The sequence below is a fragment of the Pseudomonas sp. LBUM1662 genome, from assembly GCF_059695915.1.
In genome coordinates, this window is record NZ_CP166793.1 from 2,861,080 (window position 1) to 2,876,402 (window position 15,323).

The following is a 15,323-nucleotide window of genomic DNA, read 5'->3' on the forward strand; positions in this document are numbered from 1 at the left end:
GATTCTGTCGGCAGTTCAGGCGCGCTATGCGCTCGGTACGCCTGGCACATCCATGTTGATCTTGCGCCAGGCGGCTTCGGACAAGCTGTAAACCGAAAAGGCGATCAACCCCAAGGCCATCACCATCAAAATCACACCCCCGGCCGGCAGATTCTGCAGCGCGTCGAGGGCCTCCTTCATGCCGGGCGGGTCCATGGCTTTATAGCGGGAGCCACTGACGATCAGCAACAGGGCGATCTCGATAAACACGACGCCACGGGCGATGAGACCGAACCGGGACACCGGACGTACGTAGCGCATGACGTCTTCATCAGCTTCAAAATATTTCTCGAACGACGACTTCCAGCCCTTGATGATGTGAGCGATGCCTACGCCGAGAGGCACGAGTGCGACGAGGTACACCAATACATTCGAATGTTCCCAGGACAGCAGATGCGCCAGTAAATCCTTGGTCTGGCCACCGCCGGAGTCCCCCGAGCTTCGGATGCCGCTGACGAGCAAGCCCAACGCAAAAAACGCCAGCGCGCCATTGACCAGACCTCCCGCGAACAGTCCTGCCCGAATGACCAGCCCCTTCATATTGTTGCCGTGGTGATCGACGTCGCGTATGGCTTGCAACACTCGCCAACAGGCGAACGCGAGCAGGCCTGCCACCACCAGTCCGACTAACACATAACCGAAAGGCTGGCTTAACACGGCCTCCAGGCTCTTGTGACTGTCCTTCGGTTTCGACGAGTCTTGAGCCGCCAGCAACGCGAAGATCCCTATGATCAGGTAAAGAACGCCTCGAGCGGCATAGCCGCCCCGAGCGAGTACAACAAGGTTGTGGTGCGCAGACATGGGCGTTTATTCCAGAGAGGCAATACAGAAGCAGACCTTTCGGGTTGGGCGGGGTTCGATTGAAAATCGGGGTGTACAGGCAGGAAACGGCCAAAAGCCCGCAAGTGCGGGCTTCGGGTTTTGCGCCTCAGGTTTTACGCCTGGCGGGCTGTTAATGCCGAGTAGCTGTTCATCAGGTTGCGGTAGTTCGGAATGCGCTGGGACAGCAGGTTGCCCAGGCCTTCGATGTCGTTGCGCCAGTCGCCCTGCAATTCGCAGGCTACCGAGAACCAGTTCATCATCTGCGCACCGGCTTGCGTCATGCGGTTCCACGCCGCCTGTTGCACGGTGGTGTTGAAAGTGCCGGAAGAGTCCGTGACCACGAACACTTCAAACCCTTCAGCCAGGGCCGACAGCGTCGGGAAGGTCACGCAAACGTCGGTCACCACACCCGCGATGATCAGCTGTTTGCGCCCGGTCGCCTTGATCGCCTTGACGAAGTCTTCGTTGTCCCAAGCGTTGATCTGGCCAGGACGGGCAATGTAAGGCGCGTCCGGGAACATTTCCTTGAGTTCCGGCACCAGCGGGCCATTCGGACCTTGTTCGAAGCTGGTGGTCAGGACGGTTGGCAATTCGAAGAACTTGGCCACGTCAGCCAGGGCCAGCACGTTGTTTTTGAACTCGTTGGGCGAGAAGTCCTGCACCAGCGAGATCAGACCGGTCTGGTGGTCGATCATCAACACTACGGCGTCGTCTTTGTTCAGGCGGTTGTAGGTGGCGTTGCTCATGATGAAATCCTTTATCGAGAGGGGTAAGTGGCTTCGTTCAACATGGGCTCAGATTAATGATCTACAGGAAGGGGAAAAAGAGGGTGAAAACGGTTTGACTGTCAACTCAGAGCGGACAATCGAAAGGAGTACCAGGCGATTACGGGTATAAGCTCGGAAAATATGAATCTTTCGAGGTGGCCGCACTCCACACCCTGAGAGGTGCCTGCTTCTCGATAGCGGTGATATCCGCTGGGACTTACATTATGACTTCGCTAGAAGACTTCAGAATCCATTCTCACGCACTGCTGATCGAACTGGATGCTGCCACCATGGGCATGATGACGCTGGTGTCATCCCGATGTGTTTCCGGGCCTGAATGGGACATTGCGACTAAACGACATCACGATGCTTATGAAGTCTGGAGTGCATTTCTCAATTGCCCTGCGTCGACCCTGATTCCAAATACACTTTGAATCCGGTTGAAGAAGCTCTCATCAGGGGGGCGGGTAATCAGGGCCACTCCAATCCGTCTTACCGGATCGAGGCGGCCCATTCCAGGCCTCACTGATTCAACAATCGCGTCACTTCACGTCGAAGCGATCCAGGTTCATCACCTTGGTCCACGCCGCCACGAAGTCCTTCACAAATTTCTCCTTCGCGTCACTGCTCGCGTAAACCTCAGCCAGCGCCCGCAACTGCGCATGAGAACCAAAGACCAGATCAACACGGGTCCCGGTCCACTTCACTTCGCCGGTTTTGCGATCGCGTCCTTCAAACGCCTCGTTAGCCTCCGAGGTCGGTTTCCATTCCACACCCATGTCCAGCAGGTTCTTGAAGAAGTCATTGGTCAACGCCTCTGGCTGCTGCGTGAACACGCCGTGTTTTGATTGCCCGACATTGGTGTTCAACACGCGCAGGCCGCCCACGAGCGCAGTCATTTCTGGCGCGGTGAGCGTCAGCTGTTGCGCCTTGTCGATCAGCAAATGCTCGGCCGACACGCTGTAGCGGGATTTGAGGTAGTTACGAAAGCCATCGGCGATGGGTTCGAGGAAGCCGAAAGACTCGACATCCGTCTGCTCTTGCGAGGCGTCCATCCGCCCTGGGGTGAACGGCACCGTGACGCTGTGACCGGCATTTTTCGCGGCCTGTTCGACGCCCGCGTTACCGGCAAGCACGATGAGGTCGGCCAGCGAGATTTTTTTGCCGCTGTTATTGAACTCGTTCTGGATGCCCTCGAGTTTCGCCAGCACATTTGCCAGTTGATCAGGCTGGTTGGCTTGCCAGAATTTCTGCGGGGCCAGACGCAGCCGACCCCCATTGGCGCCGCCACGTTTGTCGGAGCCGCGGAAGGTAGAAGCCGCTGCCCACGCCGTCGATACCAGCTGCGAGACGCTCAGGCCCGAAGCAAGCACTTTGCTCTTGAGCGCGGCGACGTCACTGTCGTTGACCAAGGCATGGTCGACCTCCGGGATCGGGTCTTGCCACAGCAATTCTTCGCTGGGCATTTCCGGCCCGAGATAGCGGGAGAGGGGGCCCATGTCGCGGTGGATCAGCTTGAACCAGGCGCGCGCGAAGGCGTCGGCCAACTGATCCGGATTGGCCAGGAAGCGCCGCGAGATCGGTTCATAGATCGGGTCGAAGCGCAGGGCCAGGTCCGAGGTCAGCATGGTGGGGTTGCGCCGTTTGGACGGATCATGAGCATCCGGAATGGTGCCGGCGCCCGCGCCGTTTTTGGCGACCCACTGGTGCGCACCGGCGGGACTTTTGCTCAGTTCCCACTCGAAACCGAACAGGTTTTCCAGGTAGTTGTTGCTCCACCGGGTGGGCGTGGTGGTCCAGGTCACTTCCAGGCCGCTGGTGATGGTGTCCGGGCCTTTGCCGGTGCCGAAGCTGTTCTTCCAGCCAAAGCCTTGTTGTTCGAGGCCGGCGGCTTCGGGTTCGGCCCCGACGTTGTCGGCAGGACCGGCACCGTGGGTTTTGCCGAAGGCATGGCCGCCAGCGATCAACGCCACGGTTTCTTCGTCATTCATCGCCATGCGCCCGAAGGTTTCGCGGATGTCCTTGGCTGAAGCGACGGGGTCCGGGTTGCCTTCAGGGCCTTCCGGGTTCACATAGATCAGGCCCATTTGCACGGCGGCGAGCGGGTTTTCGAGGTTGCGTCCTTGTTCGGTACGGCTCTCCTCGTTTTCCCCCGGCTCAGCCACGAGCGGGCCTTCGCCTGGCTCCTGCATCGGTTCGTTTTCTTTGCCGTAGCGGGTGTCCCCGCCCAGCCATTTGTTTTCCGAGCCCCAGTAGACGTCTTCATCCGGTTCCCAGACGTCTGCACGGCCACCGGAAAAACCGAAAGTCTTGAAGCCCATCGATTCCAGCGCGACGTTGCCGGTGAGGACGATCAGGTCCGCCCAGGAGATTTTACGACCGTACTTTTGCTTGATCGGCCAGAGCAGCCGGCGCGCCTTGTCGAGGCTGACGTTATCCGGCCAGCTGTTGAGCGGTGCAAAGCGCTGCTGACCGGAGCCGGCGCCGCCACGACCATCGCCCGTGCGGTAGGTGCCGGCGGCGTGCCAGGCCATGCGAATGAACAGCGGCCCATAGTGACCGAAATCCGCTGGCCACCAGTCTTGCGAATCGGTCATCAGCGCCGTCAGGTCGCGCTTGACCGCCTCAAAGTCCAGGGTCTTGAATTCTTCGGCGTAGTTGAAGCCCTCATCCGTAGGGTCTGACAGGGATGAGTGCTGGTGCAGGATCTTCAGATTCAGTTGGTTCGGCCACCAATCGCGGTTCGTCGTGCCACCGCCAGCGGCGTGATTGAACGGGCATTTCGATTCATTTGCCATGTGTGAGCTACCTTTGGTCGTGTTTCATCCGGCTATCGGCCCGGGGTGGGCGTTAGATAGCAACGAGCGAACTCAATGACATAGGCTGCAGGACCAACAGTTGGATCAACTGATTGTCTGGACCACACGAGAATTGGACAGCGGCGGTGGCCCACGGGTGGCCTAGTCAAGCGTCGGACTCATTCCTGTCTCCTTATCAGCACTAAACCGGCCGGCTTGTTCCGCCAGCGCTGGATACAGGTTAGACCCCACTTTGGAAGTCAGCTAATAGGTGGAGTATTGGGAGGTAATAGGCAGAGTCTTTTACGGATGTCGCGGGGAGGACCCGCGTCTATCTGGAGCTAAGACGCGGGTTTGCAGGCCTGAGCGGTTACTTGCGCACGTTCTGGTACAGCATCAACCTTGAGGTTTCGTGCATGGCGCGGGTCAGCTCTGACAGGCGCTTGAACTCTTCAGGGTTTTTCTCTGCAACGTTGTCCCGCGGCGTCATCGAGGCCAGGTCGTGAAGGGACGGCGAGCTGCCGTCGTGCTCCATCTGCACCATGTAGTGTTGAGTCACGCCGGCAATCAGCGGGAAGGTGCCCTCACGCAATACCAGCGGTACCACGCGTTCACCCTCGGGTGCTGGCTGCTGGATATCACGGCCCATGCCGCTGTTACGGAACTCGAGACCGGCCATCCCCGCCACGGTGGGCAGCAAGTCCACCAGACCGACCGCTTCCTTGACCTTGCGTGTCCCGATCAAGCCCGGTGCATGGATAATCATCGGCACCGCATTGCTTTCCAGGCCCAGTTGCTCGTAGGCCGGTGCCAGGAACGGGATCTGTGCGATGCGGGTGTTGTGGTCGCCGAACATCACGAAAATGGTGTTCTCGTACCAGCCGCCGGCCTTGGCGATTTCCATCAAGCGTCCGAGATTGAAGTCCAGCAAGCGCACGGCGTTGTACTGCTCGACACTGCGCGACCCGGCGGCCTGTACTTCGGCCAGGGTAGGGTGCTTGACCTCGAAGCCGTCATTGCTCTTGGGGATCGTGAACGGGCGGTGATTGCCGGCCGTCTGCACATAGGCAAAGAACGGTTTGTCCTTGGGCAACGCTTGCAGGATCTGGTCGGTTTCCTTGAACAGGTCCAGATCGGAAATGCCCCAGACATCCACCACCGGCGATTTCCAGTCCCGCTCTTCGAACAAGCGCACGCCGTCGATGCTTTGCCGGATCAAGGCATTCATGTTGGCCCAGCCGGAGTTGCCGCCGATGGTGTAGATCTTCTCGTAACCGGTGAAGGCGTTGATAAGCGTGTGTTGCTGGGTGATCAGCGGATTGCGTGTCGCGGTTTCCTGTCGAGTGACGTCAGGCACGCCGCTGATGCTGGCCCAGACGGTTTTCGCGGTCCCGGTCACTGGCACGTAGAAGTGCTCGAAGAACCAGCTCTGGGTGGCCAGGCGATCGAGATTGGGCGTCGGATTGATCGGGTTGCCGTAGGCGCCGACAGCACTGGTGCCCAGCGACTCAAGCATGATGAACATGACGTTCGGCGCACGCGTGCCCGGGATCTTGTACGGTTGTGGCGCCTGGTGCCGGACGAAATCCAGGGTCTGCGGATCGGGCTTGTCGACCCCCAGGTAGTTGGCCATCACCGCGTAATGCTCACGCACCTGCGCTTCGTCGTAACGCGACTGGCCGACCTTGGCCGTGTCGTAGAGGAACAACACCGGGTTGAGGCCCAGCGCGGCGATCTGGTTATTGCCCGAGAAGAACGCATCGCTCCAGCGCAATGGCACCGGGTTTTCAAGGTTCATGTTTTCGACACGCCCCAGAATGCCCAGCAGCACCAGCACGACCATGACTGCGCCACCCCATGTTGCGGAGAGCGGGTGAATGATTTTGCGAGGGCGGTCCAGCGTGACGCTTTCCAGACGCACCAGCGCCAGGGTCACGAAAGCGACGGTGGCCAGCCAACCCAGTGAAATCCAGATCACCGGGTAAGTCTGCCAAACCATGTCGCGGGAGATTTGCGCATCCTCGATGAAGCGCAAAACGGTGGCGTTGATCCTCACGCCCAGGTAGGCGTAATGGCCAAAATCAATGATGTAGATCAGCAGCAGGACGCTCAGGGCGGCGACCAGATACACACGGGCGATGCGGCGAAGCAGACGACTGCTGACCAGATTCCACCGAGGTATCCAGGCCAACAGCGCCAGCGGCAACATCATCAGGATGGCCAGGCGCAGGTCGAAACGAAAGCCGATGCTCAGGGTTTCCCAGACGCCTTGCGTGTCGGTCAGGGCTTTGGGTTCGAACCCGGAAAAGCCGAAGAAGAACACCACCCTCAGCAGTGCAAACAGCACAAACGCAATCGCTGTCGCGCCTAGCCAGTAATGTAAACGTCTCGAGTGCAGCCAACCCATCCCTGTTCCCCTGTTAAAAAGTCGTTGAATCTCAAGCGGATTTGAATTCGTCGCCCATCGCACCACGCCGCTTGCTTGAGCGGCGATACGTCCAGCGTACGGCAAGCATCAGCAGTGCGCCGCAGCAGTACAGGCCCAGCAGCGGATCAACCAGGTAATCCCAATAGTTTTGCGAAGGTTTGATCCCGGCGATAAAGGCCAGGGTTGCGCTGGCCAGCATCAAGACGGCCAGGCCATTGCGCAGGTAAAACAGGCCCAGTGTCAGCACAGCGAAGAAAATCAACATGGCTCGCGGGCTATAGCCGAGGCGATAGGGGTCCACATCACTCATGCCCAGAGTGGCGGGGTACAGCACCAGGGCCAGCGCGGCGAAGAGGATCAAGACGCCGGTTTTGCCCCGCGCCGCAGGCAGCATGTCCAGTCGACGCAAGCAGCCCCACGCCATGAACACCAGAGTGGTGATCGCCAGGTCATCAATGTAGCTGCGCAAATACGCGGCCAACGACAACCCTTCCAGCGCTACAAAGCTGGCTGCCAGCAATGCGGCCAACAGCGTGATCCGCCAGGCCCTGGAAAGACCGAACGAAGGCAACATCAGGAAGATGATCATTGCGAAGCTGACATGGGCTTGCCACAGGCTGATCATTTGAGACGCTCGTTGAGCCATGCATCGTTAAAAGTAACGTGCTTGATGAAGGTGTTGTTCCAGGAATAAACCAAGTGATACATGCCGTCAGGACTGCGGATGAAGTAGGGGTATTCGTATTCGAATTCACACCCTTGGTTTTTACAGACACGGTTGTCGAGGTTATCCAGGAACTCGGCTTCCAGCGGTTGGCGACGCGCGCCGCTGGACCCGCGGAATTCCCGGCCGATGATCTCCTTGTAGGCTTCGGGAGAAAACGGGGCGCCCTGTGGATCGGGTGACTTGTCCAGGTCGCGCAACGAGCGCCAATCGTCCATTTTCGCGTCGGTCCCATACAGGCTCAGCTTGAAGCGTCCCTCCTGCAGATCGTTGAGCGCCACCAGCAAGCCGTGTTCGGGTGTCGCGACTGCCGCCAACGAAGAGTTGGGATTCGAGGGATCGAGCGGATAAGGCTCGCTCCAGGTTTGCCCGGCATCTTCGGTGCGGGCCGCCAGAACACGATGGTGGGTGTTGCCGGCATAACGCAGCAAGGCGATGCCGCGATTGCCGTCGAGCGGAACCACCGTGGGCTGCAAGGAATTCATGCCGTGGCTGATGCGGAATTTGTCGATCACATCGCCGTTGGCGCTCAGGTAGAGGTACTCGGCAAACTTGCCCAGAAACTCGTGGTAGACCGGCAGGCCGATGGAGCCGTCGGTGTGAAACACCGGTGCCGAGCGGACCAGGGTGCTGATGTTCAAAAAGGGTGAGGTGATCAATTGACGCGGAGCGGACCAGTGTTCACCGAAGTCGTCGGAAACCATCACATTCACCGCGCTACCGGCCCAGCCCCCCATGGACACCGACACGTAGAACAACCACACGCGGTTATCCGGCGCGAGGGCCACCACCGGGTTGCCCAGTTTACGGATGTATTTTCGAGTGCCCTGCTGGGTCGAGTCTCGAGTCGCCAGGACCTGCTCCGCACCCCATTCACCGGTTTTCGAATCGAAACGGGCGGAGCGCACCTGTACATCGGCGGCGCCTTCGCGCGAACCGGCGAACCAGACCGTCATCAGACTGCCGTCGGGCAAGGCGGTAACCGCAGAGGAATGCACGAAATCGACGAGCCCGGAGGAGGCGAATCGGCTGGTATAAATGGGCTCGGCCACTTTGCCGGCCACTGCCAGTACTGGACTGATAAGGGCAAAGGAAGAATGCGTATTGGCAGGATTGATCAACCACGCGGTCGCAAAAAGGCAGGACAGTGCGAGGTAAGCACAGAAGGCAGGAATACTGGGAAGTTTGATGCGCATGACTACGTTGGCATCTCATGGCCCCGATAAGGCGCTCAACGTAACACTCGGTAGTACACGATCGGGTTTTATGATTGGCTAAATTGTAAGCAGGTATTTGTAGCAAGTTGCCAGGTCGATACTCGGCTTTTGATTCCGGGACGAAGACTGTCGGACTAGAGGGATTGCGTTCGTTCAGGGATCCTTTTCGCCGTTGGTCGTAAAGGTCAGGGTTGTAACAGTCGAGTCATCCGGAATTAGGTTGTTTGTTCGGGCCTCTTCGCGGGCAAGCCACGCTCCCACAGGGGATTGTGTCGTTCACATGAGGAATGATCGACCAAAATCCCCTGTGGGAGATTCTATGTTGCAGGGGAACCCTGCAACCTTGAAAACCTGCCTTTGGTCGGCGTGCCTGAACCGCTTTCACGATGGGTTGATCCATTCTGAAAGAACTCTCGGGGGGCGCTGCCATGCACTCGTTTGCCAATCTGCTGACACCGGCTCAAGAGCAAAAGCTGCGAGCGCTCAACGCCTGGCATATCGTCCTGGAAGATTTGAGGCTGCGCATGGAGTGTCCCGATGCCTATCACGAAGAACTGATCCGTCAGTCTGACGAGATGGATCGCCTGGGAATCGTCAGCTGGCAAGAGTGGCGCGACCTCAGGGTTGAGGCGGATCAAGCGTACCTGCGAGCCATCGCGGGTGAGGACTATCACCGAGCGCCTGGAAAGGTGGAGCGCCCGATTGAACCGGGCTCTACCCGCATGGACAAAACGTATTGCCCCCTTGCGGGCACTCAAAACGTGCAAACAGCACCCTGAAACACCACGCGCCCAAACTGCGCATTGGCGTCCAGCGGCGTGACAGCCAGCAGTTGGTCCAGACGGACTTCCTGCGGGCCGTCAGCCGTTTCAAGGCAGAGAAACTCTTCCTTGTCGCTGGAGGTTCGCGTCGTCAGCGCCTTGGCGATCAGGCGTGCGCCGTCGTTCAACTCGATATCCAGTCGATAACCGCGCAGGCAGGCGATCTCCAGATAGTCGTGCAGATCGCAGTTCAAAGGCTGATACGCGTTCATCTCGTTACTCCTGGCAACCTTGCAGTTTGATGATGAAGTGACCTTGCTTGCTGATCGCCTCAGCGACGACCGGATTGCTCGGTTCAACGTGGCAGAACCGGCATTCATTCTGAGAAACATCTTCGTCCTGAACGCCTTGTTCATCAAGGAAGCGGCGGGCGTAGGTCTTCGCCAATTCAGGGTCGTTGCTGTCGATCAACACATCGAAATGTAAGTAGCGGCCGTCTTTGGTGCGCACGTGGGTATCGAATACTTTGACGCTCATCATGGTTCTCCTTCAGTTTCCAAATGTCAGGTTGTTTCGAATCGATACCAAGCCTACGGGCGGGGCCTTTTGTGGGCTGACTCAGGAACCTCTGGAGTCCGGCGAAATCAGTTTGATTTGCAGGGAACATCGAGTGCCCGAAGACGTGCACGATTAAGACCGGTTTAACATTTCGACCACCAAAGGATTTCCCATGGGTTTAAGCAAACGCGATCAGGCACACATCGAGCGTCGCCTGGTTGCCACCTTGACCGAAGCGTGTGAAGCGGCCAAAGCGCAAATCGTCGGATTTGAATGGCTGACCCACGAAGTCGATTACGACGAATTTCCTTCCAGCCTCAGAGTTATCTGGGTCTTCGACACCCAGGCCAACAAGGATCAGGCGCTGGCGAGCGGGCAGGGCGAGCGCATGGTCGAACTGACGGCCATGGCGTTAAGCGAAGCGGATGTGCTCGTCAGCCCGGTCTCGGCCCATGTGCAGTTTGATTCTGAAGAGCAATGCCGGCGCGCCAATGGCGGCAATTGGCAGCAGCGTCTGGCGCGCAAGGGCTAGTCGCGGCCGGGGCGCAGCGTCCGGGGCGTACCTACCGCATGTCGCAAAACACCGAAAGTCCGGCGTCAGGCTTCAAAGACTGGCGGGCGCCGCCGATAACGTGTTCATAAAAGCGACGTACCGAGAGGGCTACCCCATGTCTATAAAATTACGCTTGTTGCTGCTGATAGGTACGAGCTTGCTCACCGCGTTGATCGTGAGCCTGGTCAGTTACGTGGGAAACACCCGGATGGCGGAAGCGGTGAAGGACAACGAGGTCAGCATGACCGCGCTGCGCAATCACCTCGAAGCCGACATGATGCACGACGCACTGCGCGCCGATGTGTTGTCTGCGATGGTGGTCGGGCTGGGCAAAAGCACTAGCAGCAAAGCCGAGGTGCGCAGTTCCATCGAGGAGCATGCAGCGCATTTTCGTGAAGTGCTGGGTGAAAACCTCAAGCTGCCGGTCAACGACACCATCAAAACTGGCCTGAACAAGGTCAAGCCGAGCCTCGATACTTACATCAGTGCGGCGGAACGCATCGTCGGGCTGGCCCTGGAAAATCCGGATGCCGCGCAAAAGGAACTGGGTACGTTCAATACCGCGTTCAGCCAGCTGGAAGACCAGATGGCGGCCCTCAGCGAGGTGATTGAAACCAACACCCAACAGACCAGCAAAGGCACTGAACAGGCCATCAGCAGCGCGAATTTCACCTTGGGAATCGTGCTCATCGCCAGCCTCCTGCTGCTGCTCGTCCAGGGCCGCTGGGTGATTTTGAGCATCATGGGGCCGTTGCAGACCGCCAGCCGCATTGCCCAAAGCATCGCCCATGGCAATTTGAGCGAGCCGATTGTCGAACCGACCCACAAGGACGAAGCCAGCGCATTGATCCGCAGTCTGGCGACCATGCAGCGCGACTTGCGCGGCATGATCGAGGTGGTTCGCAGCAACGCCCACGGCGTGAGTGGCATGAGCGTGCAGTTGAGCAGCGGCTGCCATCAGGTCGCCGACAGCAGCCAGCAACAAAGCGTCGCCGCCAGCACCATGGCCGCTGCCGCCAGTGAAATGACCGCAAGCATCGAGGAAATTACTCGTCACGCCGAACGCGCACTGAACATGGCCAACCAGGCCGAGGCTCTGGCCAAGGATGGCGGTCGGGTGATTCATCAAGTGGTCAACGACATGGATGGCATTGCGCGTTCGGCGCAGCAGTCAGCCCAGGTGATCCGCACGCTGGACAAGGAGTCCGAGGGGATTTTCAGCATCATTCAGGTGATCAAGGGCATCGCCGATCAAACCAACTTGCTGGCCCTCAACGCCGCCATCGAAGCGGCTCGTGCCGGTGAGCAAGGCCGTGGTTTTGCCGTAGTGGCCGACGAAGTCCGCAGCCTCGCAGGACGCACCAGCGCTTCGACCCAGGAAATTGCCAGCATGGTCTCGCGCATCCAGCAAAGCACCCGCGAGGCGGTGACCAGCATGGAGGCGGGCGTTGCGCAGGTCGACAAAGGCATGGCCGTGACCGCCGACGTCGAGCGCGCCATTCGCGAAATCCTCGAAGCCACGCTCAATACCACTGAGCTGGTGAACGACATAACCCGCACCATCGGCGAGCAAAGCCTGGCCAGTAACGAAATCGCCCATCAGGTGGACATGATTGCGGGGATGTCGGAAGGCAACAGCAAGGTGATTGGCCAGACGGCTTCGACGACGGATGAACTGTCGAGTTTGGCGGGCAAGCTGTCGCAGTCCGTGGATCGGTTTCGACTGTAGGCATCGTTGAAAGATCGCAGCCTCGTTTCACTCGACAGCTCCTACATGGGTTTTGCATTCCCCTGTAGGAGCTGTCGAGTGAAACGAGGCTGCGATCTTTTGATCTTAAAGGTACTTATCCGTCACCGCCCCCTCCGAAGCGCTGGACACAGTCTTCGCATACTTGGCCAACACCCCGCGTTTGTACTTGGATTCCGGCCGCACCCAACGGGTCTTGCGCTCAGCCAATTCAGCGTCTGAAACATCCACGGTAATCTGTCGGGTTTCAGCGTCGATGGTGATCCTGTCGCCATCTTCAATCAGCGCAATCGGCCCGCCCTCAAAGGCTTCCGGGGTGATATGCCCCACCACAAAACCATGGGAGCCACCGGAGAAGCGGCCGTCGGTAATCAGCGCGACCTCCTTGCCCAGGCCTTTGCCCATGACCGCTGACGTCGGCGAGAGCATTTCGCGCATGCCGGGCCCACCCTTGGGCCCTTCGTAGCGAATGACAATGACGTCGCCGGCTTTGACTTCGCCATTGAGAATGCCGGCCAATGCGCCTTCCTCACCGTGATAGACGCGCGCGGTGCCTTCAAAGCGCAAGCCTTCCTTGCCGGTGATCTTGGCCACCGCGCCAGTGGGCGAAAGGTTGCCGCGCAGCACCACCAGATGGGAGTCCTTTTTGACGGGCTGGTCGAACGGCAGGATCACGTCCTGGCCGTCTGGGTAGTCGGGCACGTTTTCCAGGTTTTCTGCCAGGGTCTTGCCGGTCACTGTCATCACATCGCCGTGCAACATGCCGGCGGCAAGCATGCGCTTCATCAGCGGCTGGATGCCGCCAATGGCCACCAGCTCACTCATCATGTATTGGCCGCTGGGGCGCAGGTCGGCCACCACCGGTGACACCTTGCCGAGTGCGACGAAGTCATCCAGCGTCAGTTCGACATCCACCGCATGTGCCATGGCCAAAAGGTGCAGCACGGCATTGGTCGAGCCGGCGAGGGCGATCACCACGCGGATCGCATTCTCGAAGGCCTTGCGGGTCATGATGTCGCGTGGCTTGAGGTCCAGCTTCAGCAGTTCCATGACTTGCTGGCCGGCACGGAAACTGTCGGACGCCTTATCGCTGCCGACGGCGTCCTGGGAACTGGAACCGGGCAGGCTCATGCCCAACGCCTCAATGGCCGAGGCCATGGTGTTGGCCGTGTACATGCCGCCGCAGGAACCGGGGCCGGGGATCGCCACTTCCTCGATCTGCTTGACCTGAATCTCGTTGATATCGCCGCGAGCATTTTGGCCGACGGCCTCGAACACGGAAATGATGTCGGTGTGGCCGGCGCCCGGGCGAATGGTGCCGCCATAGACGAAGATCGACGGGCGATTCAGCCGCGCCATGCCGATCAGGCAGCCCGGCATGTTCTTGTCACAACCGCCCACGGTGACCAGGCCGTCGAAGCCTTCGCAACCGGCTACCACCTCGATGGAATCGGCGATCACCTCCCGCGACACCAGCGAATACTTCATGCCTTCGGTGCCGTTGGCGATGCCGTCGGAAATGGTGATGGTGTTGAAAATGACGCCCTTGGCGCCGGCGGCATTTGCGCCTTTTTCCGCTTCAACGGCGAGCTTGTCGATGTGCATGTTGCACGGCGTGACCATCGCCCAGGTGGAGGCGATGCCAATTTGCGGTTTCTTGAAATCCTCATCCGTGAAGCCCACGGCACGCAGCATCGAACGGCCGGGCGCGCGCTCCACGCCGTCGACCACTTGCGAGGAGTACTTGCGTAAATCGACTTTGTCGCTCATGACGTTCCCTCATATCCAGATCGCTGGCCTGACCGGTGTGGCCCGAAGCAACGCATTGAGTCTAGTCCCGGTTGGCCGACCTGTGGGAGCGGGCTTGCTCGCGAAGGCGGTGTGTCATTCAACTTTATTGTCGGCTGACACACCGCCTTCGCGAGCAAGCCCGCTCCCACAGGGTGCGAAAGCGCCTGATAAGTGCTAATCCTGAAGCCCCGCACACACTTCCCGAATACAGCCGCGCAACCACTGGTGCGCGGCATCGGCGTCCATGCGCGGGTGCCAGAGCATTGAAACGGTAATCACCGGCGTGTCGACCGGAAGGGCAAAATTGTGGAGTCCGGCGCGCAGATTGTGGGTGTGGCGTTCGGGAACGGTTGCGATCAGGTCCGAGGCACGGGCCAGCGCCAGCGCTGCGGAAAAGCCGCCGACGATAGTCACGATTTCCCGTTCCAGACCGAGCGGTTTCAAGGCGTCATCCATCGGCCCTTTGTCCCGTCCGCGCCGCGAGACCAGGACATGCCGGCCGGACGCATACCGGGTGGGGGTGATCTTGCCCTTGCTCAGCGCATGACCCGGGCGGACCACGCCGATAAAACGGTCCTGATACAACGCGCGGCTGCGCACTTCCGGACTGGTGGTGTCCGCGACAACACCGGTCTCCAGATCGACCGTGCCGTCCCGCAGCAGCGTGCTGTCCTGGTTCAGTTTCTGCAAAAAGTGCAGCCGTACGCCGGGTGCTTCTTCGCTGAGCCGAGCTATCAGCGCAGGCCCGAAGTTCTCTACAAAACCGTCGCTGGTGCGCAGCGTGAAGGTTCGCACCAGTTGCTTGAGGTCGAGTTGCTCGGCAGGGCGCAGCACCGCTTCGGCGTGCTGCACCAATTGGCTGACCTGCTCGCGCAGTTCCAGGGCGCGGGGTGTCGGCACCAGGCCGCGTCCGGCGCGGACCAGCAGTGGGTCGCCGGTGGTTTCACGCAACCGCGCCAGTGCCCGGCTCATCGCCGATGGGCTCAGCCGTAGCCGTTGAGCAGCACGCGCCACACTGCCTTCGGCGAGCAGCGCATCGAGGGTGATCAGCAGATTCAGGTCAGGAGTCGTCATGATTCAACGTTAGCACGGTCCGACGATGGCATGGCGTTTGATGC

General features: G+C 59.4%; 13 protein-coding genes and 1 pseudogene. 4 read left to right on the top strand and 10 right to left on the bottom strand.

The genetic code is table 11. The annotated features are described in order from the left end of the window. Positions 1-24: 24 nt before the first annotated feature. From ACA049_RS12980 to ACA049_RS13005, 6 genes are all read right to left on the bottom strand, one after another. Entirely contained in the window at positions 25-840 is an 816-nt protein-coding gene (locus ACA049_RS12980) for a DUF1206 domain-containing protein (protein ID WP_497335989.1), read from the bottom strand. Positions 841-974: 134 nt separating this feature from the next. Beyond that, positions 975-1,607 carry an isochorismate family cysteine hydrolase YcaC gene (ycaC, locus tag ACA049_RS12985; protein ID WP_497335991.1) on the bottom strand — a complete coding sequence of 211 codons (633 nt, stop codon included), beginning with the start codon at positions 1,605-1,607 and terminating at the stop codon, positions 975-977. A gap of 563 nt (positions 1,608-2,170) precedes the next feature. Continuing rightward, positions 2,171-4,426, bottom strand: coding sequence for a catalase/peroxidase HPI (katG, locus tag ACA049_RS12990; protein ID WP_497335993.1), 2,256 nt, complete (start codon positions 4,424-4,426; stop codon positions 2,171-2,173). 370 nt (positions 4,427-4,796) lie between these two features. Beyond that, positions 4,797-6,833 carry an LTA synthase family protein gene (locus ACA049_RS12995; RefSeq protein WP_497335995.1) on the bottom strand — a complete coding sequence of 679 codons (2,037 nt, stop codon included), beginning with the start codon at positions 6,831-6,833 and terminating at the stop codon, positions 4,797-4,799. Positions 6,834-6,864: 31 nt separating this feature from the next. Further along, positions 6,865-7,479, bottom strand: a complete 615-nt coding sequence (locus ACA049_RS13000) for a hypothetical protein (protein ID WP_497335997.1) — start codon at positions 7,477-7,479, stop codon at positions 6,865-6,867. Next, the gene (locus tag ACA049_RS13005) at positions 7,476-8,774 is read right to left on the bottom strand and encodes a sialidase family protein (protein WP_497335999.1); all 1,299 of its coding nucleotides are present in this window, start codon (positions 8,772-8,774) and stop codon (positions 7,476-7,478) included. The genes ACA049_RS13000 and ACA049_RS13005 overlap by 4 nt, the downstream gene beginning before the upstream one ends. A gap of 449 nt (positions 8,775-9,223) precedes the next feature. Between ACA049_RS13005 and ACA049_RS13010 the strand changes: the two genes are divergently transcribed. Continuing rightward, on the top strand, positions 9,224-9,574 hold the full coding sequence (locus ACA049_RS13010; RefSeq protein ID WP_497336001.1) for a hypothetical protein: 351 nt from the start codon (positions 9,224-9,226) through the stop codon (positions 9,572-9,574). Here the strand turns inward: ACA049_RS13010 and ACA049_RS13015 are convergent. Together ACA049_RS13015 and ACA049_RS13020 are read right to left on the bottom strand one after the other, a co-directional pair. Then, positions 9,550-9,828: a Rho-binding antiterminator gene (locus ACA049_RS13015; RefSeq protein ID WP_497336003.1), complete on the bottom strand. Its 279-nt coding sequence runs from the start codon at positions 9,826-9,828 to the stop codon at positions 9,550-9,552. The two genes, ACA049_RS13010 and ACA049_RS13015, sit on opposite strands and share 25 nt — an antisense overlap. A 4-nt stretch (positions 9,829-9,832) precedes the next feature. After that, positions 9,833-10,093: a DUF2024 family protein gene (locus ACA049_RS13020; protein WP_497336005.1), complete on the bottom strand. Its 261-nt coding sequence runs from the start codon at positions 10,091-10,093 to the stop codon at positions 9,833-9,835. Between the two features lie 193 nt (positions 10,094-10,286). Here ACA049_RS13020 and ACA049_RS13025 point away from each other — a divergent pair, with 193 nt between their 5' ends. The 3 genes and pseudogenes from ACA049_RS13025 (at position 10,287) to ACA049_RS13035 (ending at position 12,396) form a co-directional block, all read left to right on the top strand. Next, entirely contained in the window at positions 10,287-10,646 is a 360-nt protein-coding gene (locus ACA049_RS13025; RefSeq protein ID WP_497336007.1) for a hypothetical protein, read from the top strand. A 136-nt stretch (positions 10,647-10,782) separates the two neighbouring features. Beyond that, positions 10,783-11,538: pseudogene (locus tag ACA049_RS13030) on the top strand (MCP four helix bundle domain-containing protein); the annotation flags it as partial. Positions 11,539-11,670: 132 nt separating this feature from the next. Next, positions 11,671-12,396: a methyl-accepting chemotaxis protein gene (locus ACA049_RS13035; RefSeq protein ID WP_497336857.1), complete on the top strand. Its 726-nt coding sequence runs from the start codon at positions 11,671-11,673 to the stop codon at positions 12,394-12,396. 105 nt (positions 12,397-12,501) lie between these two features. Here the strand turns inward: ACA049_RS13035 and ilvD are convergent, their stop codons facing one another. Both ilvD and ACA049_RS13045 read right to left on the bottom strand, forming a co-directional pair. Further along, positions 12,502-14,184 (bottom strand): dihydroxy-acid dehydratase, encoded by a 1,683-nt coding sequence (ilvD, locus tag ACA049_RS13040; RefSeq protein WP_497336009.1) that lies wholly within the window; start codon positions 14,182-14,184, stop codon positions 12,502-12,504. A 195-nt stretch (positions 14,185-14,379) separates the two neighbouring features. Further along, on the bottom strand, positions 14,380-15,279 hold the full coding sequence (locus ACA049_RS13045; RefSeq protein ID WP_497336011.1) for a LysR family transcriptional regulator: 900 nt from the start codon (positions 15,277-15,279) through the stop codon (positions 14,380-14,382). Positions 15,280-15,323: the final 44 nt, after the last annotated feature.